Here is a 22,458-nt window from a genome sequence, read left to right as displayed (position 1 = left end):
TTCGTAGTGACTATTTAGGAGGGCGAAATAAATGACAAAGCTTGATGAAACGTTAACAATGTTAAAAGAATTAACAGATGCAAAAGCGATTCCTGGCAATGAGAAGGAAGCACGCGACGTGATGAAGAAATACATAGAGCCATATGCAGATCGTATGGATTCAGACAACTTAGGAAGCTTAATCGCTGAAAAAGTGGGAGATCCGGACGGTCCGAAAATTATGGTAGCTGGTCACTTGGATGAAGTTGGATTTATGATTTCCCAAATCGATGATAAAGGTTTCTTAAAGTTTCAAACAGTTGGTGGCTGGTGGTCCCAAGTAATGCTTGCTCAACGTGTGACAATTACAACACGTAAAGGGAAAGAAATTACAGGGGTTATTGGTTCAAAACCACCGCATATTCTTCCAGCAGATGTTCGTAACAAGCCAGTAGATATTAAAGATATGTTCATTGATATCGGGGCATCTTCTCGTGAAGAAGCGAAAGAATGGGGAGTATCTCCAGGAGATATGGTCACACCTTATTTTGAGTTTTCTGTGATGAATAACGAAAAATTGTTATTAGCTAAAGCTTGGGATAACCGTATTGGGTGTGCAATTGCCATTGATATTTTAAAAGGACTTAAAGATGAAAAGCATCCTAACATTGTGTATGGTGTTGGAGCTGCACAAGAAGAGGTTGGATTACGTGGTGCTCGAACTGCTGCAACGAAAATTAAACCTGATATCGGTTTTGCAGTTGATGTAGGTATCGCTGGGGATACTCCAGGGATTACACCGAAAGAGTCCAATAGTAAAATGGGTGATGGACCACAAATAGTTTTATATGATGCTTCAATGGTGTCACATAAAGGGCTTCGTGATTTAGTCATTGATACTGCGGAAGAAAATAATATCCCGTATCAATTTGAAACAATGCCTGGTGGCGGTACAGATGCAGGTGCGATCCATGTAACAACAAATGGAGTTCCTTCTCTTTCTATTGGTGTAGCTACTCGTTACATCCACTCTCATGCGGGAATTCTTCACCGTGATGACTATGAGAACGCAGTAAAACTATTAGTTGCAGTAATCAAAAAACTAGATAAAGACACCGTTCACAACTTAATTTTTAACTAAATTTTCATAAGCAAAGTATGGTTGAAAAACGATACTTTGCTTTTTTTATGTACTCATTTCTAAAATGAAAAAAGTAGAGCATTTCACTCTACTTTTCTTGGTGTTAATGAAATTGGGTTTCAAGCTTTTTTAAAACGGTATCTTTTTCAGGTTCTGAAGCAGCGTTCCACCACTTTTCAAAAAACACGCCCAATCCAGGAAGTAAATGCTCCTCCCCTCGGGCAATTGCGTCTTCCACAACTTCTCGAATGTCTTGTGCTGAGTTTCCTGACATATTTTGTGATATTGCATCCCTAATTTGAAAATCCATAAACATCCCTCCGCAATTTATTTTCCCCAGAAACCTCGCTAGCTATACGTCAATTTGGTACACTGAAAAGAAAAAAGGCGGAGTAAGTCGAATGAAAAAAATAGAATCAAGCCAAAATGGTCTCGTGAAGCATTGGAGAAAATTAGTTTCAACTCGGAAGGAACGTGAAAAACACCACGAGTTTTTAGTAGAAGGTCATCACTTAGTGGAAGAAGCCTTAAAAACGCCGGAGAATGTGCTAACATTAATTATTCGAGAGGGTACCGATTTGCCTTTTAAATGGAATCTAGATGGAATCTCGATTATAGAAGTGACGCACGAAATTTCAAAAGAACTGACAGATACTGAACATAGTCAAGGGATTTTCGCTCACTGCAAGCAGCCGACATTCGATTTAAATAAGGAAACAGACTTTAAAAAATTCCTATTAATCGATGCGGTGCAAGACCCCGGAAATGTTGGGACGATGATACGTACAGCGGATGCCGCAGGTATTGATGCAGTCATACTCGGAAAAGGCACTGCAGATGCTTATAATCCAAAAACAATTCGTTCTGCGCAAGGATCACACTTCCATTTACCAATCGTTCGTGGGGAATTAATGGAATGGGTGGAAAAATTACAATCTAAAAATATCCAAGTATACGGAACATCCCTTGCTCGAGCTACTTCTGTGCAAGAAATTCAAAAAACTGATTCGTTTGCATTAATCATGGGGAATGAAGGAGCAGGGTTGTCACCTGAATTATTAGAGGCGACAAACTTGAATGTTAAAATTCCGATTCTAGGAAAAGCAGAGTCGTTGAATGTAGCTGTTGCAACAGGTATTTTACTGTATCATTTAACCGATTTCTCCAGCGCCTCTTGAAGGTTGTATCAAAAGAGTCTATAATAAGCACATATTCATAACAGAAACATGCAGTGACCGGGAAAAGTACAAAAAATTAGCTATTTTTAGGGAGTCTACAACATGACTGAAAGTGTAGATAGTAGCTGTTTTTGGAAGTTCACCCCGTGAGCAGACACCAGGACCATTAAATTGTAAAGGTGATTCGGTCAGACGCCGTTATGTCAATGAAGTGATCATACGTTTCGTATGATAATCAGGGTGGTACCGCGATCATTAACCTCGTCCCTTTTATAGGAGACGAGTTTTTTTATTGTCCAAAAGGAGGAATTTCAATGGAATTACAGTTACAAGAATTAAAAAAAGAGGCACTTGAAAAAATTGCTTCCGCGACCAACGCACGTGAATTACAAGAAGTAAAAGTAGCGTATTTAGGGAAAAAAGGACCTATTACCGAATTATTAAAAGGAATGGGAAAATTATCTGCAGAAGAACGCCCAAAAATGGGGGCGCTTGTAAATGTTGTTCGTGAAGAAGTGACATCCGCTTTAGAAGCGAAACAAATTGTTTTAGAAGAAGCAGAATTAGAAGCACAATTATCGAAAGAATCGATTGATGTCACATTACCTGGTCGAAAAGCTTCAACAGGAAATCACCATCCATTAACACGTGTAATTGAAGAAATAGAAGATCTGTTCATTAGTATGGGATATGCCATTTCAGAAGGGCCAGAAGTGGAACAAGATTATTACAATTTTGAAGCACTTAATTTGCCAAAAGGGCATCCGGCACGTGATATGCAAGATTCGTTTTACATTTCGGAAGAGACGTTACTACGTACGCATACTTCCCCTGTGCAAGCACGCACAATGGAAGAAAAAGGCGGGGCACCTATTCGTATTATTTGTCCAGGAAAAGTATATCGACGCGATAGTGATGATGCGACGCATTCTCACCAATTTACACAAATCGAAGGGCTTGTTATCGGTGAAGACATCCGAATGAGTGACTTAAAAGGGACACTGTCTGTTTTTGCGAAAAAAATGTTCGGAGAAGATCGTGAAATTCGATTACGTCCAAGTTTCTTCCCATTTACTGAACCATCTGTAGAAATGGATATTTCCTGTTTTAAATGTGGAGGAACGGGTTGTAACGTCTGTAAAAAAACTGGGTGGATTGAAATTTTAGGAGCAGGAATGGTACATCCGAATGTCTTGCAAATGGCAGGGTATGATCCTACCGTGGTGTCCGGTTTCGCATTTGGAATGGGGCCAGAGCGAATTGCCATGTTGAAATATGGCGTAGAGGATATTCGTCATTTCTACACGAACGATGTTCGTTTCTTATCACAATTTCAACGAGTAGAGGCTTAAGGAGGAAGATTATGTTAGTATCCACGAAATGGTTAAAAGAATATGTCAATACGAACGATCTTTCCGCTGAAGTATTAGCAGATAAAATAACGCGTTCAGGTATTGAAGTAGATGGTATTGAGACATTAGCAAGTGACGTATCAGGTTTGATAGTGGGAGAAGTTGTTCATTGCGAAAAACATCCCGAAGCAGATAAATTAAATATTTGCCAAGTAAATATTGGAGACAGCACCAATCAAATCGTTTGTGGTGCACCAAATGTTGCCGCTGGACAAAAAGTCATTGTTGCAGTGCCGGGTGCAATACTTCCTGGGGGAATGAAAATTGAAAAAGCGACGCTTCGAGGAGAAGAATCGCATGGCATGATTTGTTCCTTACAAGAAATTGGTGTTGATTCCAAATTAGTGTCAAAAGCATATACAGATGGAATTTATGTATTACCTAGTGATGCAAAACCAGGCGCAGACGTGAAAGAAGTATTGGGATTAGATGATACGATTTTGGAATTAGGCTTAACACCAAATAGAGCCGATGCGATGAGTATGCTAGGAGTAGCATATGAAGTAGGAGCTATTCTCCAAGAGGACGTTCGCTACCCAGAGATAACTTATACCGAATCAGAAACGTCAGCAGAGAGTGCGCTTGAATTGCAAGTGGAAGCGATGGATGCAAATCCACTTTATATCGCGAAAGTGATTAAAAACGTGACAATAGCGGATTCTCCTATTTGGCTTCAACAACGTTTGATGGCCGCTGGAGTGCGACCTCATAATAACGTAGTCGATGTAACGAATTATGTGTTAATGGAATTAGGTCAACCACTTCATGCGTTTGACTATGACCGATTAAAAACGAATAAAATTGTTGTGCGAAAAGCGAAAGAAGGAGAGTCAATCGTTACTCTCGATAAACAAACAAGACCATTAGGCCCTCATCAATTAGTGATAACGAATGGCGTTGAACCCGTTGCGGTCGCAGGTGTAATGGGCGGAGCTAATTCAGAGGTCCATGCCGGAACAACAACAATTGTGCTTGAATCAGCGTACTTTGCCCCTTCAAGCGTTCGTCAAACATCAAAAGACCATAATTTAAGAAGTGATGCAAGCAGTCGTTTTGAAAAAGGAGTGGATCCTAACCGAGTGGCTTTAGCAGCTGAACGTGCTGCAAAATTGATTGCTGATATCGCTGGCGGAGAAGTTCTTTCAGGAAGCGTTGTATTTGATCAATTAGACAAGTCAGAAAAAGAAGTCGTTGTTTCGACATCCTATATCAACAAACGTCTAGGGATGAACATTTCAGCTTCAGAAATGAGTGCGATTCTTACACGCTTACAATTCGAGCATACTTTAGAAGACGAATTGTTGACAATCAAAGCACCTACTCGTCGTCAAGATATTCAGATTCAAGAGGATATTATGGAAGAAATCGCTCGAATATACGGGTACGATCAAATTCCATTGACATTGCCTGTAGGAGAGTCATTACCAGGCGGTTTAAGTGCGTATCAAACGAAACGTCGACTGGTTCGAAACTACTTAGAAGGTGCTGGAATGTTTGAAGCAATTACGTATTCATTAACATCCGAAGCACTTGTTCATAAATATGCACTTGAAAAAGCGAAAACTACTAAACTTTTAATGCCAATGAGTGAAGAACGAAGCGTATTAAGACAATCACTTGTTGCACATTTACTTGAAGTTGCCTCATACAATGTTGCGCGACAAAACGATTCTGTTGCCTTATTTGAAACAAGTTCTGTCTTTCTTGGTAATGAAACAAGCGATCAACCATACGAAGAAGAACATGTAGCTATTGTTGCAACTGGTAAATGGGTAGATCACCAATGGCAAGGAGAACAAAAACAAGTAGATTTCTATGTTCTGAAAGGAATTGTTGAAGGATTAATGGTGAAACTCGGCTTGTCCACTTACGTTACGTATGAAAAAGGGACAATGGACGGCTTACATCCTGGACGAACTGCTATTGTAAAACTAGCAGAAATTACGGTTGGTTATATTGCAGCACTTCATCCTAAAGAACAAAAATCACTTGATTTAAAAGAAACGTATGTAGCTGAATTGAACTTGGAAAAACTATTACTTTTCCCAGTAAAAGAGCTTGTATATAAACAAGTGGCGAAATTCCCATCCATTACACGGGATATAGCACTAGTCGTCGATCAAGATGTCTCCGCAGGTAAATTACAAACCATCATTACAAAAACGGGTGGCGAGTTGTTAAAATCAGTGCATGTCTTTGATTTATATGAAGGGGACAAAATGGAAGCAGGAAAGAAATCTCTTGCATTCTCCCTCACTTACGGAAATGATACACGCACTTTAACAGATGAAGAAGTTGTTGCTGTCCATGAGACCGTATTAGAAAAATTAAAAGAAGAAGCTAACGCGGAACTAAGAGGATAAAGAAAAATCCAAGATTGTTGTCGCATTTCTGAAATAGAAATGTGGCACATCTTGGATTTTTTTATAAGCGTTAAGGTAAGGATCGATTCTCAGTAGTAGACGATCGATTCTCGGGTGTGAGCAATTGATTCTCAGGAGTAGACGATCGATTCTCTGGAGTAGATGCTTTCTTCAGAAGTAGATGCTATCACAGAAACATCTCACGCGATATTACGGCCAATCATGTTTTTGGAAACTGAGAAATAAATTACGTATTTCGCTTTTTTTGCTTCACTAATGACCAAGCTTTCTCTGTGTTGGCGAAATGAGATTTTGTGATGGTGGAAACAAATTCTTTTCCTTTTGAGAGTAGAAGTTTTGCAGCAATCTCGTCAACTTTTGGCCCTGCTCCTTTTGGAAGGGTAACACCCGCCGATTGACTGAGGCGGTTCATTTCTTCGACAAATGCTACTCGAGCGATAATGGATGCAGCTGCTACTGCCACGTGTAACCCTTCCGCTTTTGTGGAAAAGTATACATTTTCGCGTATGATTTCTGGCTCTTTTCCTATATAACGATAATAGATGTCTTTTTTTGCAAACTCATCTATTAATATATAATCGGGTTTATCTGGTGCTATCTTTCGTAAGACATGTTTTAACACTTGGTTGTGCATCATTGCTTTCATTTTTCCTTGGTTGTAACCATTTTGCTGAAGCGAGTTATATTTTACATTTCCAAGAATTAACACACTGTAAATACATGCTGCTTTAATGTGTTCGGACATGTCTACCATTTGAGTATCTGTTAGGTTTTTCGAATCTTTGACACCTAATTCTTTTAATAAAGCGATTTTGTCATGTGGGACGAAGCATGCGGCTACCGTCATAGGACCAAAGAAATCTCCAGTTCCTGTTTCGTCAGAACCGATGACGGAGCTTGTGGATAGGTTTTCTGGTAAATGAGTCGTACGAATAGATGATGTCGATCCCTGAACGTCCATATTCCATCGAGATGCTTCTCGTTCTGAACCAGCGCCTTGAAACATGATTTTGCCAGAGCGATAAATGGAAATTACGACATCTGGTAGTTTTGCAGAGAAAATTAAACCTGGTGCATTTCGATCAACTTTATTTTCTAGGTAATATGTTTTTACTTTTTCAAGTTCCTTACCTGAAAGTTGAATTACTATATTTGACAATTTCATTCTCCATTCTATTGGAATATTCCCTTCGTCTCTCGTTTCATGTTACTATAAGTAATAGGTCTAGAAGAGGGGGTACTCATTTGTCAGAGCAACACAAAAATCGCATATCAGTGGAGATTTATGGACAAACATACAAAATGGTAGGTCCTGAAACTACAGGCCACATGAGACTTGTCGCAACAATGGTTGACGATAAAATGAGAGAAATCAATTCGATGAATCCTTCACTAGACAGCTCAAAACTTGCTGTATTAACAGCTGTTAATGCGATACATGACTATGTTAAATTAAAAGAACAAGTAGAACAACTAGAAGCAGAAATAAAACAATTAAAGGGTTGAACGAATGATTGACTTACTGATACTTATCTTATTATTAGCAGGACTTTTTGTTGGAGCAAAACGCGGCTTAATTGTGCAGCTCATTCACATGACTGGATTTGTTATAGCATTAATTGTCGCATATATGTATTACAAAGAGTTAGCAGCGAAATTTGTGCTATGGATTCCATATCCAGCGGTAGATTCAGATTCACGACTAACTTTAGCAATTGATCAATTAGACTTGGACCAAACATTTTATCAATTAATTGCCTTTGCCTTACTCTTCTTTGTAGTCAAATTCGCGCTTCAATTGATTGCGTCGATGTTTGATTTCTTAAAGTATTTACCGGTATTAGGTGCAATCAGTAAATTAGCAGGAGCTATTTTAGGATTTATTGAATTTTATATTATTATCTTCCTTCTACTTTATGTCTTGGCGCTATTACCACTTGAAGTGATTCAATCGAGAATGGATGCATCATTATTATCCAAATTTATGTTAGAGCATACACCATTTTTATCTGAAAAGGTGAAGGAATGGTGGTACATTTACGTTAAGTAGTATGTTGCATGTAAGTAATAAAGACTAGCAGTTGTTTTCCCCAGAAGAGGTTCTTCGATTTATCTATAACCATGTATGATTATGGTAGGATAAGAAGAAAGTCTGGCAGAAAACATTTGCTAGTTTTTTCTTGATGTATTTCACGTCCGAGGGAGGGCTTTAAGCAATGAACAAGAAAAAAATTATTCAAGTGTTAGAAAAGATCGCCATTTTAATGGAGTTAAAAGGTGAAAACGGTTTTAAAGTATCAGCCTACCGCAAAGCTGCTCAAGCTCTTGAACTGGATTCAAGAAGTCTTGCTGAAATAGATGACATTACTAGTATTAAAGGGATTGGAAAAGGAACCGGTAGCGTGATCACTGAACTGTTAGAAAAAGGTACCTCATCGGAGCTAGAAGAACTACAAAAAGAAGTTCCTGAAGGTCTTGTGAAATTATTAAAAGTCCAAGGCTTAGGTGGCAAAAAAATTGCCAAATTACATGCGGAATTGGGAATCGATTCTGCTGAATCGTTACAAGATGCGTTACAAAACGGCAAAGTAGCGGAGCTCGATGGATTTGGTGCAAAAACAGTACAGAAATTGATCAAAGAACTGGAGGCGTTTGGCGAAAAAAGAGAGCGACAGCCCATATGGGTGATGGAAAAAATCGTCCATATGATTGAACATATACTCGGCACAATTTCTGAGATAGAGTCCTATTCTGTCGCTGGAAGTTACCGGAGAACAAAAGAAACGAGTAAAGATTTAGATTTTGTTGTAGCAACCGAAAACCCAGAAGACGTAAAAAAGAAATTATTGGAAGAACTACCTGTTAATGAAGTAATTGCAGCTGGTCCGACAAAAGTATCAGTCACGTTGGGGTATGATGAAGAGATAGATGTAGACTTTCGTTTAGTGAAACCTGAATCTTACACATCCACGTTGCACCATTTTACAGGCTCAAAAGATCATCATATTGTGCTTCGTAAAATTGCAAAAGATCAAGGGAAGAAAATCAGTGAATATGGTGTGGAACAATCGGATGGAAGTATCACCTACTTTGATTCAGAAGCGTCATTTTATGCGCATTTTAATCTTCCTTTTTTCCCACCAGCTGTGCGAGAAAACGGTCAAGAGTTTGAGAAACAATCAGAATTGGACTCCCTGTTGACATTGGAAGATATGGTTTCTGATTTGCATATGCATTCGACGTGGTCAGACGGCGCGCATTCGATTCGAGAAATGGTACAAGCGGCTATTGAGTTGAACTATACGCATATGGTAATTACCGATCACTCTCAATTTTTAAAAGTAGCGAATGGACTGACCGTGGAACGTTTGAAAGCACAAGCAGAAGAAATTCATGCGATACGAAAAGAATTTCCTGAGATTCATTTGCTACACGGAACAGAAATGGATATTTTGCCAGATGGAACGTTAGATTTCCCAGATGATGTCCTCGCTGAATTAGATTTTGTGATCGCGTCCATTCATTCCAGTTTCACTCAAAGTCAGGACAAAATTATGAAACGATTGGAAACCGCAATGAAAAACCCATATGTGCATATGATTGCCCATCCAACTGGGCGAATTATTGGTGAACGTGAAGGGTATAACCCTGATGTTCCACAACTAATTGAATGGGCTGCGAAATATGGGAAAATACTGGAGCTAAATGCCAATCCATATCGATTAGATTTAGCAACTGAGTATTTAATTCAAGCACAAGAACGTGGAGTTCCGATTGCGATAAACACAGACGCACATAGTGTAGAACAGCTTTCTTTTATGGATGTCGGTGTTCGTTATTCACAAAAAGCATGGTTACACAAAGAAAATGTCGTAAATACATGGGATCTAAAAAGATTTTTAACATACATTCAACGGAAATAAGGAGGTGTTTTGAATGATTGAAATAAAAGCATTGAAAACACTGGAATATGATAAGGTAATTGCACAATTAGCTACCTTTTGTACATCAAGTATTGGTAAAGAACATATTACAAATTTAAAACCATCTACTAATAAGGAATTAGTGATGACTTTATTAGACGAAACAGATGAAGGACTGTCGGTTTTGCGAGTGAAAAATAATGTTCCAATGGGGGGCATTCATGACGTTCGACCTCACGCAAAACGTGCACAAATTGGTGGGATGTTAAGTAGTATGGAGCTAGTGGAAGTGGCAAGTACTATACGTGCGAGTAAAATTATTCGCCGTTTTTTTGAAGAGATTGAGGAAGATCAAGAAATTTCAGTTCCACTTCTTATCGAAAAAATTAAGCAACTTCCCATCCTTACAGGCTTGGAGCATGAGATTAACCAATGTATCGACGAAAATGGCTATGTCATGGATAGTGCTAGTAGTAACTTGCGTTCGATTCGGCAGCAGCTTCGGACACAGGAATCTCGTGTGAAAGAAAAATTAGATAGCTATTTACGAGGACAAAATGCATCCAAAATGTTATCCGACAGTATCGTCACGATTCGAAATGATCGTTATGTGCTTCCAGTAAAACAAGAATATCGTGGGAATTTTGGTGGAATTGTTCACGATCAATCTTCATCTGGACAAACACTTTTCATTGAACCAGATGGTGTCGTTCAAGCAAATAATGAAGTTCGACGCTTACGGATGAAAGAACAGGAAGAAATAGAAAAAATATTATTAGCCTTGTCCTTGCAAGTACAAGAAGTAGCAAGTGAAATTTTTCATATGGTAAAACTGTTAAGTGAGCTAGATATTATTTTTGCAAAAGCGAAGTACGGACAGGCAGAAAAATGTACCCGTCCATTTATCAGTGATTCCGGGAGAATTAAGCTCGTTTCCGCACGTCATCCGTTATTGCCCAAAAAAGAAGCGGTGACGAATACAATTGAATTTGAGCCTGAAATCTCTACTATCGTAATCACAGGACCAAATACAGGTGGAAAAACAGTTACATTAAAAACCGTTGGAATTTGTACATTAATGGCACAAGCTGGGATCCCTATACCTTGTTTAGATGGTTCTGAAATAATTGTCTTTGAGCAAGTATTTGCAGATATCGGAGATGAACAGTCCATCGAACAATCGCTAAGTACGTTCTCCTCTCATATGGTGAATATTGTGGATATCTTAAAAAAATTAGATGCAAACAGTTTAGTTCTTTTTGATGAATTAGGTGCGGGAACAGATCCACAAGAAGGTGCTTCACTCGCCATTGCCATCTTAGATGAAGTAGCTAATCGTGGAGCAAAAGTGATGGCAACTACTCATTACCCTGAATTAAAGGCGTATGGATATAACCGAAATGGTGTGCAAAATGCTAGTGTGGAATTTGATGTCGAAACACTCAGTCCAACGTATCGCTTATTAATCGGAGTACCAGGCCGGAGTAATGCATATGAAATTTCGACTCGGTTAGGATTACCGAAATCGGTTATTCAGCATGCTAAATCGTTTACAGGAACAGACCGTTCAGAAGTAGAGTCGATGATTGCATCGTTAGAGGAAAGTCGTAAATTATCGGAATCGCGAGCGGAAGAATCAGCAAAGGTGCTTGCCGATGCAGAAGAATTGCAACGATCTCTGACTGAAAAACTGAAAGAATATGACGAACAGAAAGAGCAGCTACAAGCAAAGGCAAAAGAAAAAGCAAAATCGATTGTGGATAGCGCCAAGATGGAAGCTGAAAAAGTCATTCGGGAACTGCGGGAAATGCAGAAAAAAGGATATGCCGTCAAAGAACATGAACTAATCGATGCAAAAAAGCGCTTAGAAGAGGCAACTCCTGTCAATAAAGTGCTGAAGAAAGCAAAAGAAGCCAAGGAACGAGAAAAACAACTTGCCATTGGAGACGAAGTACGAGTTTTAAGCTACGGACAAAAAGGAGTATTACTCGAAAAAGTGTCCAATAACGAGTGGGTTGTTCAAATTGGAATACTCAAAATGAAACGAGAAGAGTCGGATTTAGAGTTTCTAAAGCCTGAAAAAGAAAAACAAGTGGTTTCAGCGAATACCGTAAGAGGGCGAACAGAAGTTGTTAAATTAGAGTTAGATCTCCGCGGAGAACGATTTGAAGACGCAATCTTACGAACGGAAAAATATTTAGATGACGCCATTCTGTCTAATTACCATCAAGTGTCAATCATCCATGGAAAAGGAACAGGTGCTTTACGTACTGGCATCCAGCAATTACTCAAGCGACACTCGAGAGTGAAGAGCTACCGATTTGGTGAAGCCGGTGAAGGTGGTTATGGCGTGACAGTGGTACAATTAAAATAAAGTCTCATAAGGGGGAAGTCGATGAGCCCTTCATTTTGGAATCATCCACTGGTTGAAACAGCAGGTTATTTTAGTGTCGTTATTTTATGCTTAATTGTATCGATGGCCATTTTTGAATTTGTAACGAAATACAAAAATTGGGAGCAAATTCAGCAAGGAAATGTCGCAGTCGCTATGGCTACAGGTGGAAAAATATTTGGCGTTGCCAATATTTTTCGCTATTCAATTGAAACGCACCAATCTTTAGTTGAAATGCTAGGTTGGGGAATGTTTGGATTCTTTTTATTATTAGTAGGGTATTTCTTGTTTGAATTTTTAACACCTAAGTTTCGAATTGATGAGGAGATTGAGCGAGACAATCGCTCGGTTGGCTTAATATCTCTCATGTTAAGTGTGGGACTTTCATTTGTAATAGGTGCTAGTATTTCTTAGGATGTGACAGAATTGGAAACACTCGTAAAGATATTATTTATCTGCTGTATACTTTTCATTTTAGTAGGAATCGGCTATTTGTTTTTTTAAAAGGACAATTGTTGAGAGCGTGAGAGAGTCTTCTTATGCTCTCTTTTTGACGTGGAGAAAAGAAACGTTCGATAAATGTCGAATAACTTCCTTTACCGATTGAAAGCGCCTTCAATCTTCTTTATAATAAAAATAGGAATATTCTAATAACTTATTATAAGGGGGAGACGTTATGTTAGAAAGGCCATGGTTAAATCAATATCCGGAAGCAATTCCACAACATTTGTCCTATGAACAAATTCCTGTGCAAGAATATTTAACGCGCGCTTATCACAAACATCCAGAGAAAATCGCCATACATTTTCTTGGAAAAGATGTAACGTATAAAGAACTTTACGAGTCTGCGATGAAAGTCGCGCATTATTTAAAGGGACTTGGCATTTCAAAAGGAGATCGTGTGGCAATCATGTTGCCAAACTGTCCACAAAATGTCATGGCATTTTACGGAATTTTATATGCTGGTGGAATCGTTGTACAAACGAATCCATTGTATACAGAACGTGAGCTTTCCTATCAAATGAAAGATTCTGGAGCAAAAGCCATCATTTCTTTAGACATTTTATATCCCCGTATTACCAAAATAATGAAAGAAACCAATTTAGAAAATGTCATTATTACCGGTATAAAAGATTTTCTACCGTTCCCCAAAAATTTAGTGTATCCATTTATACAAAAGAAACAATATGGATTCTCTGTACATGTTGAACATCGAGGTTCCAATCATTTGTTCCTCGAAATTTTAAAAGGAACTATCATTGATCCTATTGAAGTGACGTATGATTTTGAAGAAGATATTGCGATTTTACAATACACTGGGGGTACCACTGGCTTCCCAAAAGGAGTTATGTTAACGCATCGAAATTTAATCTCGAATGCTTCTATGTGCGATGCGTGGCTGTATAAGTGTAACGAAGGGGAAGAAACGATATTAGGAATTCTGCCATTCTTTCACGTATATGGAATGACAACGGTCTTAATATTATCTGTCATGCAAAGTAATCGAATGGTACTTCTTCCAAAATTCGATGTAGACACGGCATTAAAAACGATCGCTAAACAAAAGCCTACTTTATTCCCAGGTGCACCAACGATTTATATTGCCTTATTAAATCACCCAGATATTGCGAAATATGATATGTCTTCTATTTCAGCCTGTTTGAGTGGATCTGCACCGCTTCCGGTGGAAGTGCAAGAAAATTTCGAAAAAGTGACAGGCGGGAAACTAGTAGAAGGTTATGGATTAACAGAGTCATCTCCTGTAACACACGCAAACTTTGTGTGGGATGGCGAACGGATTAAAGGATCAATCGGTGTGCCATGGCCAGATACAGATGCAGCAATTTTCCAAATGGATTCGACGGAACCGCTAGCTCCTGGTGAAATTGGTGAAATTGCCGTAAAAGGTCCTCAAATTATGAAGGGCTACTGGAACCGAAAAGAAGAAACAGATAATACAATGCGTGATGGATGGTTATTAACTGGTGACCTCGGATATATGGACGAAAAAGGGTACTTTTATGTCGTAGATCGTAAGAAAGATATGATTATTGCTGGCGGATTTAATATCTATCCACGCGAAATAGAAGAAGTTTTATATGAGCACCCGGCCATTCAAGAGTGTGTTGTGGCAGGAATTCCTGATCCTTATCGTGGAGAGACGGTAAAAGCGTATATCGTGTTAAAAGAAGGAGAAACGGTTACAGAGGATGCGTTAAATACGTATTGTAGAGAGCAACTAGCTGCCTACAAAGTTCCACGCATTTATGAATTCCGTAAAGAATTGCCAAAGACAGCAGTTGGAAAAATTCTTCGACGCACTTTAGTAGATGAAGAAAAGGAAAAACTAAAAGAATCTGAGGCGAAGTCGTCTTAAGTTTCTTGACAGGAAAAATAGATGTATACTAATATGAAAATATGAATGAATGGTCATTCATATTTTCATATTTTTTTTGGAGCGGATGCGAATGAAACGAGAGAAACCAAAATACAAACAAATAGTCGACGCAGCGGTCATTGTTATTGCAGAAAATGGATATCATCAAGCGCAAGTATCGAAAATTGCAAAACAAGCTGGTGTCGCTGACGGTACCATCTATTTGTATTTCAAAAATAAAGAAGATATTTTAATATCCGTGTTCCAAGAAAAAATGGGATTATTCGTCGAAAATCTACAGAAAATTCTAGATGATGAGATTTCCTCTTCGGAAAAAATATTGAGAATGATTGATAACCATTTTCGAGTGTTAGCGACTGATCCTCATTTAGCTATCGTCACTCAACTTGAATTACGGCAGTCCTCCAAAGACTTGCGTCTAAAAATTAATGATGTTCTTCGAGAATACTTACTTTTACTTGATTCAATCCTAGTAGAAGGTTTTCAAAATGGGGAATTTAATAAAGATTTAGACATCAGACTTGCGAGACACATGGTGTTTGGTACAATTGATGAGACGATAACTACGTGGGTGATGAATGAACAAAAATATGATTTATTATCACTTGCGCCAAAAGTCCAACAGCTTTTATTACACGGCATTCAAGCTAAATAAAGGAGTGTACACGTTTGGAATATTTAAGTTGGGATATACAAGATTATATTGCGAAGGTGACGATTAACCGACCTCCTGCAAATGCACTTTCTAGAGCACTAATCTTAGAAGTGAACGAACTACTTGATCAAGTTGAAAATGATCCAGAGGTTCGAGTAATTGTGCTACATGGCGAAGGCAAATTCTTTTCCGCTGGTGCGGATATTAAAGAATTTACGTCTATCTCTACTGGTGAAGAATTTTCCCAATTAGCTTCTAGCGGTCAAGAAATTTTTGAACGTGTAGAACGTTTCTCTAAACCTGTGATTGCTGCCATTCATGGTGCAGCATTAGGGGGAGGACTGGAGTTAGCAATGAGCTGTCATCTTCGTTATGTGACGGAAAATGCGAAACTAGGACTACCAGAGTTGCAACTTGGTTTAATTCCAGGGTTTGCAGGAACACAACGCTTGCCAAGATATGTTGGCTATCCAAAAGCTGCAGAAATGTTATTTACAAGCGATCCTATCACTGGGAAAGAAGCAGTTCAGCTTGGTCTTGCAAACGCTTTCTTTGCAGATGAAGACTTGCTAAATGAAGTACTTGCCATTGCAACGAAAATTGCTTCAAAAAGCCCAGTTGCGATTAAAGCGGCAATTGAAATGCTTCAATTTGCTAAAGCTTCTCAATTTGACGAAGGAGTACAAGCTGAAGCAAAGTCGTTTGGTACTGTATTTGTGTCGGAAGATGCAAAAGAAGGAATCCAAGCGTTTATTGAAAAGAGAAAGCCGACATTTGTTGGTCGATAATATTTTAATTGGAGGGTTATTACATGAATATTTATGTATTAGTAAAACGTACATTTGACACAGAAGAAAAAATCGTTGTTTCTGGTGGGCAAATTCAAGAAGATGGTGCTGAATTCATCATCAATCCATATGATGAGTATGCGATTGAAGAAGCTATTCAAGTTCGCGATGCGCATGGTGGTGAAGTAACAGTCATTACCATGGGTGGAGAAGAAGCAGAAAAGCAACTTCGCACTGCTCTAGCTATGGGTGCTGATAAAGCCGTTCTTATCAATACAGAAGATGATGTCGAAGAGATGGACCAATTTACGTCTGCATATATCTTGTCGGAATATTTAAAAGACAAAGAAGCTGATTTAATCTTAGCGGGTAACGTTGCTATTGATGGAGGATCAGGTCAAGTAGGCCCACGTGTAGCTGATTTACTAGGTATTAATTATGTAACGACAATTACAAAGCTTGAAATTGATGGCTCAACTGTCTCCATTGTACGTGATGTAGAAGGAGATTCAGAAGTAATTGAAACTTCATTGCCATTACTAGTTACAGCTCAACAAGGATTAAACGAGCCACGCTATCCTTCACTTCCTGGGATTATGAAAGCAAAGAAGAAACCATTAGAAGAACTTGAGTTAGATGACTTAGATATCGATGAAGATGATGTAGAAGCGAAAACAGAAACGATTGAAATTTATCTACCTCCTAAAAAAGAGGCTGGACGAGTGTTAGAAGGAGAATTATCTTCACAAGTTCAAGAATTAGTTCAATTGCTTCGTTCTGAAGCAAAAGTAGTGTAAGAAAGCCGACGAAATAGTAGGAGGGAAAATAACATGACTAAAAAAGTATTAGTATTAGGTGAAGTACGTGAAGGTGCTCTACGTAACGTATCGTTTGAAGCAATCGCTGCAGGAAAAAAAGTATCCGGCGGTGGCGAAGTAGTAGGATTATTAGTTGGGGACGCAGTTCAATCTTTAGGAAATGAAATGATTAGCTATGGTGCTGATCGTGTCGTAACTGTGGAACATCCTCATTTAAAAACATACACATCCGATGGATATAGCCAAGCATTTATGGCAGTTTACGAACAAGAGAAGCCAGATGCAGTTGTGTTTGGTCATACAGCACTTGGGAAAGATTTGTCTCCAAAAATCGCAAGTAAATTACAATCTGGACTTGTATCCGATGTAACATCTATTGACGGTGAAGGAGACAGCGCGGTTTTCGTTCGTCCTATTTTCTCTGGTAAAGCGTTTGAAAAAGTGAAAATTAAAGACGGCATCAATTTCTTTACAATTCGTCCTAACAATATCGAACCTCTTGCAAAAGAAGAAGGAAAAACTGGCGATGTACAATCTGTTTCTGCCGAAATCACAAATCTACGTACTGTAATTAAAGAAGTCGTTCGTAAATCAACAGAAGGCGTTGATTTATCAGAAGCGAAAGTAATTGTTGCTGGTGGTCGTGGTGTAAAATCAGAAGAAGGATTTGAACCACTAAAAGAACTAGCGAATGTATTAGGTGGAGCAGTTGGTGCTTCTCGTGGTGCTTGTGACGCAGACTACTGTGATTATTCACTTCAAATTGGTCAAACAGGTAAAGTAGTAACACCTGATTTATACATCGCAGCAGGTATTTCAGGTGCGATTCAACATTTGGCTGGTATGTCCAATTCAAAAATTATTGTCGCTATCAACAAAGATCCTGAAGCAAACATTTTCAAAGTTGCCGATTATGGGATCGTAGGGGACTTATTTGAAGTCATTCCAATGCTGACAGAAGAATTCAAAAAACTAAAAGCAAACGCGTAAGAGCAGATTAGTCGCCCAAGTTTCTGGGTAATGATATACTACGAATAGATTTTGCGTTTGCAAAGGAGGAATTTTTCATGGCAATAGTACATGGATCAGATCAAACATTTTCATCTGAAATCGCAGATGGATTAGTATTAGTAGACTTTTGGGCACCATGGTGTGGACCTTGTAAAATGATCGCGCCAGTGCTGGAAGAAATTGATGGAGAAATGAACGATTCATTGAAAATCGTGAAACTTGATGTAGACGAGAACCAAGAAACTGCAAGTTCTTTTGGGATTATGTCTATTCCTACATTAGTATTGTTCAAAGATGGGCAACCTGTTGACAAAGTCGTTGGTTTCCAACCTAAAGAAGCACTAGTTCAATTAGTAAACAAACACGCATAAGAAGAAAACCGGATGCAACTGCATCCGGTTTTTTTCAAACTTCTTGTTAAAATGATTTGACAGATAGGCATCATTGAAGATAGTTTAACTGGCACTCATCACTTAGGGTAGAATAAGGTAAGTAAGCTTTATCAAATTAAAATAGCCGATGATTATTATTTTTAAGTATTAAGCTATCACAATATATTGAAATAGATTAGATAAATTATTTACATACTTCATGTAATAAATAGGTGATTAAATGAATGATTTAATACAACAGAAATGTGCAATACTTCCAGATCGTCCCGGTGTCTATTTAATGAGAGATAGACAAGGTACGATTATTTATGTTGGGAAAGCAAAAATATTAAAAAATCGTGTACGCTCTTATTTTACTGGTAGTCATGATGGGAAAACACAACGTTTAGTAAATGAGATTGTTGACTTTGAATATATCGTGACGTCATCTGATATTGAAGCATTGATATTAGAATTGAATTTAATCAAGAAGCATGATCCGAAGTACAATATTATGTTAAAAGATGACAAAACGTATCCATATATTAAGATTACAGCAGAAAAACATCCACGATTAATCACGACAAGACAAGTAAAAAAAGATAAAGGGAAGTATTTTGGTCCCTACCCGAATGCGTATGCAGCAAATGCTACTAAAAAGTTATTAGATCGTTTATATCCTTTGCGAAAATGTCCAACTTTGCCCGATCGAGTTTGCTTGTATTATCATTTAGGACAGTGCTTAGCACCCTGTGTAAAATCTGTTGAACAAGATACGTACAAAGAAATGATTGACGAAATGGCTCGGTTTTTAAACGGTGGATATCAAACAGTCAAAAAGGAATTAGTAGAAAAAATGTCTGCTGCTGCAGAAAATTTAGAATTTGAACGAGCAAAAGAATATCGGGACCAAATTCAACATATTGAAACCGTGATGGAAAAACAAAAAATGACGACAAACGATTTTACGGATCGAGATATTTTTGGCTATGCGGTGGATAAAGGGTGGATGTGTGTTCAAGTATTCTTTATACGACAAGGGAAATTGATCGAACGAGATGTTTCATTATTCCCAGTTTATCAAGATGCAGAGGAAGAATTTTTAACTTTTGTCGGTCAATTTTATGAACGAGCGAATCATTTGAAGCCGAAAGAAATCATCGTTCCTGATACCATTGATTTAGTATTGCTGAAAGAATTTTTACAAACGAAAGTAGAATCTCCATCTAGAGGGAAGAAACGTGATCTAATTCGACTTGCGACTCAAAATGCGGAAATTGCATTGAAAGAAAAATTCCAACTGATTAATCGCCAAGAAGAGCGTACGATCGGTGCCGTAGAAGAGCTTGGTAATGCAATGAATATTCACCCTCCTTTACGGATTGAAGCATTTGATAATTCTCATATTTATGGGGCGGACGCTGTCTCGGCAATGGTAACTTTTTTGGACGGTCGTCCGTACAAGAAAGATTATCGTAAATATAAAACCAAAACTGCGGCAAAGCATGATGATTATGGTGCAATGCGAGAAGTTATTAGGAGACGGTACTCCAGAGTGTTAAAAGACGAGCTACCTTTGCCAGATTTAATTGTGATTGATGGAGGGAAAGGACAGTTAGAAGCTGCTCGTGAAATACTAGAAGATGAACTTGGATTATCTGTACCAATTGCGGGACTAGCAAAAGATCAAAAACATAATACAGCGTCTCTTCTGTATGGATCGCCACCTGAAATTATTTCCTTACCTAGAACAAGTGAGGGTTTTTATTTACTTCAGCGAATACAAGATGAAGTGCATCGGTTTGCCATTACGTTTCATCGTCAGCAACGAGGTAAATCATCGATTACCTCTGCTTTAGACGGTTTAGAAGGAATAGGTCCTAAACGGAAAACGATGCTGCTCAAACATTTTGGATCAATCAAACGCATGAAAGAAGCATCCGTGGAGGAGCTAATTTCTTCGGGCCTTCCACAACAGATAGCAGAAAATGTACATGCCTATTTTGCTCAAGAAGCATTGTCAAACGAATAAGGATATGATAATTTAGAGTCACTGAATACTATCACTTCAAAAGTGATGATAGAGGTGCGAAAATCATCAGTACCGTTTAAGAGGAGCAGCTACTCCGAAGAGGAAATGGGAAAGGGAAATTCGCCGAAGTATAAACAACTTGCAATTGTTTGTGCTGGTCCTGTATTGAAAAAATACTGGACTGTCAGAATCATAAGATTCTGGAGGGCTATCTCACACAACGATTTTTTCGTTTGTGCAAACGACAGCCTTTACGTTTTACGTAATGTGCTGTCTTTTTTTAGTCTTTTAGATCTCAAAGGAGAAATCGTCATGTCAAAAAAAATCGTCATGAAATTTGGAGGAACTTCTGTTGCAACACCGGAAAGAATACAACACGTTGCAAAAAGAATAATGAGTCAAAAATTGTCCGGTTACGAAGTAATTGTGGTGGTTTCTGCTATGGGGAAAACAACGGATCAACTTGTTCATTTAGCGCAAAGCATCACTTCTACACCTTCTAAGCGTGAAATGGATATGTTGTTGGCAACTGGTGAACAAGTCACGATCGCTCTTTTAACGATGGCTCTTCATGAATTAGAAGTAGAAGCTAAATCTTTTACTGGTTCCCAGGCAGGAATCATAACAGAATCGGTGCATCGAAATGCACGAATCGAAGAAATGAATGTGTGTAAAATTCTTCAAACTATTGAAAATGGAACAATTGCGATTGTTGCAGGTTTTCAAGGAGTAGATATAGATGGAGAGATTACTACACTTGGTCGAGGGGGATCAGATACGACAGCGGTTGCTCTAGCTGCTGCGATACATGCAGAAAGATGTGATATTTATACGGATGTAGACGGCGTATATAGCTGTGATCCCCGATACGTAACGTCTGCCCGAAAACTGGAAGAAATTAGTTATGACGAAATGTTAGAGTTGGCTAATTTAGGTGCTGGAGTTTTGCACCCTCGTTCCGTCGAATTTGCAAAAAATTATCAATTACCGCTAAGGGTTCGTTCTAGCATGGCATCGGATGAAGGTACTTTAGTATTGGAGGAGACGGAAATGGAAAAAAATCAAGTCGTGCGTGGTGTTGCATTTGAAAAAGAAATTGTCCGAATGACGATTTCGTATGTGAAACCTTTTAATGGCTCTCTTGCAAAAATATTTACAACACTGGCGAAGCATCATGTAAATGTCGATATTATTGTTCAAAGTATTCAAGAAGGGATTGCGCCGAGTGTTTCATTTTCCATTAAAAATGAAGATTTTGCAGATGCGATGGCAGTATTGCAGCAAGAAAAAGATGCACTTGGGTATACGAGCTTGGATTTTGAGGCGGGACTTTCGAAAGTGTCGATTGTTGGTTCGGGAATGGTTTCAAACCCAGGTGTTGCGGCCCAAATGTTTGATCGATTACGAGTGGAAGGTATACCGATAAAAATGGTCAGCACTTCCGAAATCAAGGTTTCCGTAGTTGTTCCACAAGAACAAATGGTACAAGCAGCGGAAGTATTACACGAGGAATTTCATCTCCATGAAGTACTTGAAAATGTAAATTAATGTATACTTACTGTATATCGATTATTTGACAGGAGATGAAGGGAAATGAATTGGCAATTAATTGAGCTACAGATAAAAAAAGCACAAGAAGAAGGTGCCTTTGATAACCTTCATGGTGAAGGTAAACCATTACCACCCGATGAATTTGCTCATTTACCTGAAAATCTACGAATGGTTATGCGGATCATGAAGAACGCAGGTTATGACGATGAAGCGCTTTTTATACAACAAGAGCTTGCTGATTTAAAGGTGTCCATTTCCAAAGCAAACAGCCAAGAGAAGACGGATTTAGAACGAGTCTATAACGAACGCATGGCGAAAATGAACCAGTTGATGTCCAAAAAAGGCGTGCAAACGAATAGTAGTATGTTTAAAAACTACCAAGAAAAAATCGAAAAAAAATTTTACTAATAGCTAAATAGTCTTTG

20 protein-coding genes, 1 riboswitch and 1 other annotated feature are annotated in these 22,458 nt (G+C 38.5%); of the genes, 18 read left to right on the top strand and 2 right to left on the bottom strand.

Going from position 1 to position 22,458, the window contains the following annotated elements; all coding sequences use genetic code 11:
- Positions 1-31 precede the first annotated feature (31 nt).
- Positions 32-1,120: a M42 family metallopeptidase gene (locus D3873_RS07835; RefSeq protein ID WP_119883547.1), complete on the top strand. Its 1,089-nt coding sequence runs from the start codon at positions 32-34 to the stop codon at positions 1,118-1,120.
- 103 nt (positions 1,121-1,223) lie between these two features.
- Here D3873_RS07835 and sspI read toward each other — a convergent pair whose 3' ends face one another.
- Positions 1,224-1,430, bottom strand: a complete 207-nt coding sequence (gene sspI, locus D3873_RS07830) for a small acid-soluble spore protein SspI (protein WP_119883546.1) — start codon at positions 1,428-1,430, stop codon at positions 1,224-1,226.
- A gap of 91 nt (positions 1,431-1,521) precedes the next feature.
- On the opposite strand from sspI, the gene D3873_RS07825 reads away from it, so the two are divergent.
- From D3873_RS07825 to pheT, 3 genes are all read left to right on the top strand, one after another.
- Positions 1,522-2,298 carry a TrmH family RNA methyltransferase gene (locus tag D3873_RS07825; protein WP_119883545.1) on the top strand — a complete coding sequence of 259 codons (777 nt, stop codon included), beginning with the start codon at positions 1,522-1,524 and terminating at the stop codon, positions 2,296-2,298.
- Between the two features lie 44 nt (positions 2,299-2,342).
- Positions 2,343-2,570: a binding site (T-box leader), on the top strand.
- A 42-nt stretch (positions 2,571-2,612) separates the two neighbouring features.
- The gene (pheS, locus tag D3873_RS07820; protein ID WP_119883544.1) at positions 2,613-3,650 is read left to right on the top strand and encodes a phenylalanine--tRNA ligase subunit alpha; all 1,038 of its coding nucleotides are present in this window, start codon (positions 2,613-2,615) and stop codon (positions 3,648-3,650) included.
- Between the two features lie 11 nt (positions 3,651-3,661).
- On the top strand, positions 3,662-6,073 hold the full coding sequence (gene pheT, locus D3873_RS07815) for a phenylalanine--tRNA ligase subunit beta (protein WP_119883543.1): 2,412 nt from the start codon (positions 3,662-3,664) through the stop codon (positions 6,071-6,073).
- 247 nt (positions 6,074-6,320) lie between these two features.
- Here pheT and rnhC read toward each other — a convergent pair whose 3' ends face one another.
- Complete coding sequence (gene rnhC / locus D3873_RS07810; RefSeq protein WP_119883542.1) at positions 6,321-7,253, bottom strand: ribonuclease HIII; 933 nt, start codon at positions 7,251-7,253, stop codon at positions 6,321-6,323.
- 86 nt (positions 7,254-7,339) lie between these two features.
- Between rnhC and zapA the strand changes: the two genes are divergently transcribed.
- From zapA to D3873_RS07740, 14 genes are all read left to right on the top strand, one after another.
- The gene (gene zapA, locus D3873_RS07805; protein ID WP_119883541.1) at positions 7,340-7,600 is read left to right on the top strand and encodes a cell division protein ZapA; all 261 of its coding nucleotides are present in this window, start codon (positions 7,340-7,342) and stop codon (positions 7,598-7,600) included.
- A 4-nt stretch (positions 7,601-7,604) separates the two neighbouring features.
- Positions 7,605-8,144 carry a CvpA family protein gene (locus D3873_RS07800; RefSeq protein WP_119883540.1) on the top strand — a complete coding sequence of 180 codons (540 nt, stop codon included), beginning with the start codon at positions 7,605-7,607 and terminating at the stop codon, positions 8,142-8,144.
- Between the two features lie 166 nt (positions 8,145-8,310).
- Positions 8,311-10,017 (top strand): DNA polymerase/3'-5' exonuclease PolX, encoded by a 1,707-nt coding sequence (gene polX, locus D3873_RS07795; protein WP_119883539.1) that lies wholly within the window; start codon positions 8,311-8,313, stop codon positions 10,015-10,017.
- A 13-nt stretch (positions 10,018-10,030) separates the two neighbouring features.
- On the top strand, positions 10,031-12,391 hold the full coding sequence (locus tag D3873_RS07790; protein ID WP_119883538.1) for an endonuclease MutS2: 2,361 nt from the start codon (positions 10,031-10,033) through the stop codon (positions 12,389-12,391).
- A gap of 21 nt (positions 12,392-12,412) precedes the next feature.
- Positions 12,413-12,823: a DUF350 domain-containing protein gene (locus tag D3873_RS07785; protein WP_119883537.1), complete on the top strand. Its 411-nt coding sequence runs from the start codon at positions 12,413-12,415 to the stop codon at positions 12,821-12,823.
- 262 nt (positions 12,824-13,085) lie between these two features.
- Complete coding sequence (locus D3873_RS07780) at positions 13,086-14,786, top strand: AMP-binding protein (RefSeq protein WP_119883536.1); 1,701 nt, start codon at positions 13,086-13,088, stop codon at positions 14,784-14,786.
- 91 nt (positions 14,787-14,877) lie between these two features.
- A complete protein-coding gene (locus D3873_RS07775) occupies positions 14,878-15,462 on the top strand; it encodes a fatty acid metabolism transcriptional regulator FadR (RefSeq protein ID WP_119883535.1) in 585 nt (194 codons plus the stop codon).
- A gap of 14 nt (positions 15,463-15,476) precedes the next feature.
- Positions 15,477-16,250, top strand: coding sequence for an enoyl-CoA hydratase (locus D3873_RS07770; protein WP_119883534.1), 774 nt, complete (start codon positions 15,477-15,479; stop codon positions 16,248-16,250).
- A 23-nt stretch (positions 16,251-16,273) separates the two neighbouring features.
- The gene (locus D3873_RS07765) at positions 16,274-17,047 is read left to right on the top strand and encodes an electron transfer flavoprotein subunit beta/FixA family protein (RefSeq protein WP_119883533.1); all 774 of its coding nucleotides are present in this window, start codon (positions 16,274-16,276) and stop codon (positions 17,045-17,047) included.
- A gap of 33 nt (positions 17,048-17,080) precedes the next feature.
- Positions 17,081-18,058: an electron transfer flavoprotein subunit alpha/FixB family protein gene (locus tag D3873_RS07760; RefSeq protein WP_119883532.1), complete on the top strand. Its 978-nt coding sequence runs from the start codon at positions 17,081-17,083 to the stop codon at positions 18,056-18,058.
- A gap of 77 nt (positions 18,059-18,135) precedes the next feature.
- The gene (gene trxA, locus D3873_RS07755) at positions 18,136-18,450 is read left to right on the top strand and encodes a thioredoxin (RefSeq protein WP_119883531.1); all 315 of its coding nucleotides are present in this window, start codon (positions 18,136-18,138) and stop codon (positions 18,448-18,450) included.
- Positions 18,451-18,691: 241 nt separating this feature from the next.
- The gene (gene uvrC / locus D3873_RS07750; RefSeq protein ID WP_119883530.1) at positions 18,692-20,482 is read left to right on the top strand and encodes an excinuclease ABC subunit UvrC; all 1,791 of its coding nucleotides are present in this window, start codon (positions 18,692-18,694) and stop codon (positions 20,480-20,482) included.
- Positions 20,483-20,523: 41 nt separating this feature from the next.
- Positions 20,524-20,701: riboswitch (Lysine riboswitch) on the top strand.
- A 93-nt stretch (positions 20,702-20,794) separates the two neighbouring features.
- Complete coding sequence (locus D3873_RS07745; RefSeq protein ID WP_119883529.1) at positions 20,795-22,030, top strand: aspartate kinase; 1,236 nt, start codon at positions 20,795-20,797, stop codon at positions 22,028-22,030.
- A gap of 45 nt (positions 22,031-22,075) precedes the next feature.
- Entirely contained in the window at positions 22,076-22,441 is a 366-nt protein-coding gene (locus D3873_RS07740; protein WP_119883528.1) for a DnaJ family domain-containing protein, read from the top strand.
- The last annotated feature ends 17 nt before the right edge of the window (positions 22,442-22,458 follow it).

It is taken from the genome of Paenisporosarcina cavernae (genome assembly GCF_003595195.1).
Lineage (GTDB): Bacteria > Bacillota > Bacilli > Bacillales_A > Planococcaceae > Paenisporosarcina > Paenisporosarcina cavernae.
Note: the sequence above shows the minus strand (reverse complement) of the source record. Positions and strands in the feature narration are given on the sequence as shown.

What these genes read in the sequence shown, in the direction of transcription:
- D3873_RS07835 (WP_119883547.1), top strand. Translation starts at nt 32, where the DNA reads ATGACAAAGCTTGATGAAACGTTAACAATGTTAAAAGAATTAACAGAT.
- sspI (WP_119883546.1), bottom strand. Translation starts at nt 1,430, where the DNA reads ATGGATTTTCAAATTAGGGATGCAATATCACAAAATATGTCAGGAAAC.
- D3873_RS07825 (WP_119883545.1), top strand. Translation starts at nt 1,522, where the DNA reads ATGAAAAAAATAGAATCAAGCCAAAATGGTCTCGTGAAGCATTGGAGA.
- pheS (WP_119883544.1), top strand. Translation starts at nt 2,613, where the DNA reads ATGGAATTACAGTTACAAGAATTAAAAAAAGAGGCACTTGAAAAAATT.
- pheT (WP_119883543.1), top strand. Translation starts at nt 3,662, where the DNA reads ATGTTAGTATCCACGAAATGGTTAAAAGAATATGTCAATACGAACGAT.
- D3873_RS07800 (WP_119883540.1), top strand. Translation starts at nt 7,605, where the DNA reads ATGATTGACTTACTGATACTTATCTTATTATTAGCAGGACTTTTTGTT.
- polX (WP_119883539.1), top strand. Translation starts at nt 8,311, where the DNA reads ATGAACAAGAAAAAAATTATTCAAGTGTTAGAAAAGATCGCCATTTTA.
- D3873_RS07790 (WP_119883538.1), top strand. Translation starts at nt 10,031, where the DNA reads ATGATTGAAATAAAAGCATTGAAAACACTGGAATATGATAAGGTAATT.
- D3873_RS07785 (WP_119883537.1), top strand. Translation starts at nt 12,413, where the DNA reads ATGAGCCCTTCATTTTGGAATCATCCACTGGTTGAAACAGCAGGTTAT.
- D3873_RS07780 (WP_119883536.1), top strand. Translation starts at nt 13,086, where the DNA reads ATGTTAGAAAGGCCATGGTTAAATCAATATCCGGAAGCAATTCCACAA.
- D3873_RS07775 (WP_119883535.1), top strand. Translation starts at nt 14,878, where the DNA reads ATGAAACGAGAGAAACCAAAATACAAACAAATAGTCGACGCAGCGGTC.
- D3873_RS07765 (WP_119883533.1), top strand. Translation starts at nt 16,274, where the DNA reads ATGAATATTTATGTATTAGTAAAACGTACATTTGACACAGAAGAAAAA.
- D3873_RS07760 (WP_119883532.1), top strand. Translation starts at nt 17,081, where the DNA reads ATGACTAAAAAAGTATTAGTATTAGGTGAAGTACGTGAAGGTGCTCTA.
- trxA (WP_119883531.1), top strand. Translation starts at nt 18,136, where the DNA reads ATGGCAATAGTACATGGATCAGATCAAACATTTTCATCTGAAATCGCA.
- uvrC (WP_119883530.1), top strand. Translation starts at nt 18,692, where the DNA reads ATGAATGATTTAATACAACAGAAATGTGCAATACTTCCAGATCGTCCC.
- D3873_RS07745 (WP_119883529.1), top strand. Translation starts at nt 20,795, where the DNA reads ATGTCAAAAAAAATCGTCATGAAATTTGGAGGAACTTCTGTTGCAACA.
- D3873_RS07740 (WP_119883528.1), top strand. Translation starts at nt 22,076, where the DNA reads ATGAATTGGCAATTAATTGAGCTACAGATAAAAAAAGCACAAGAAGAA.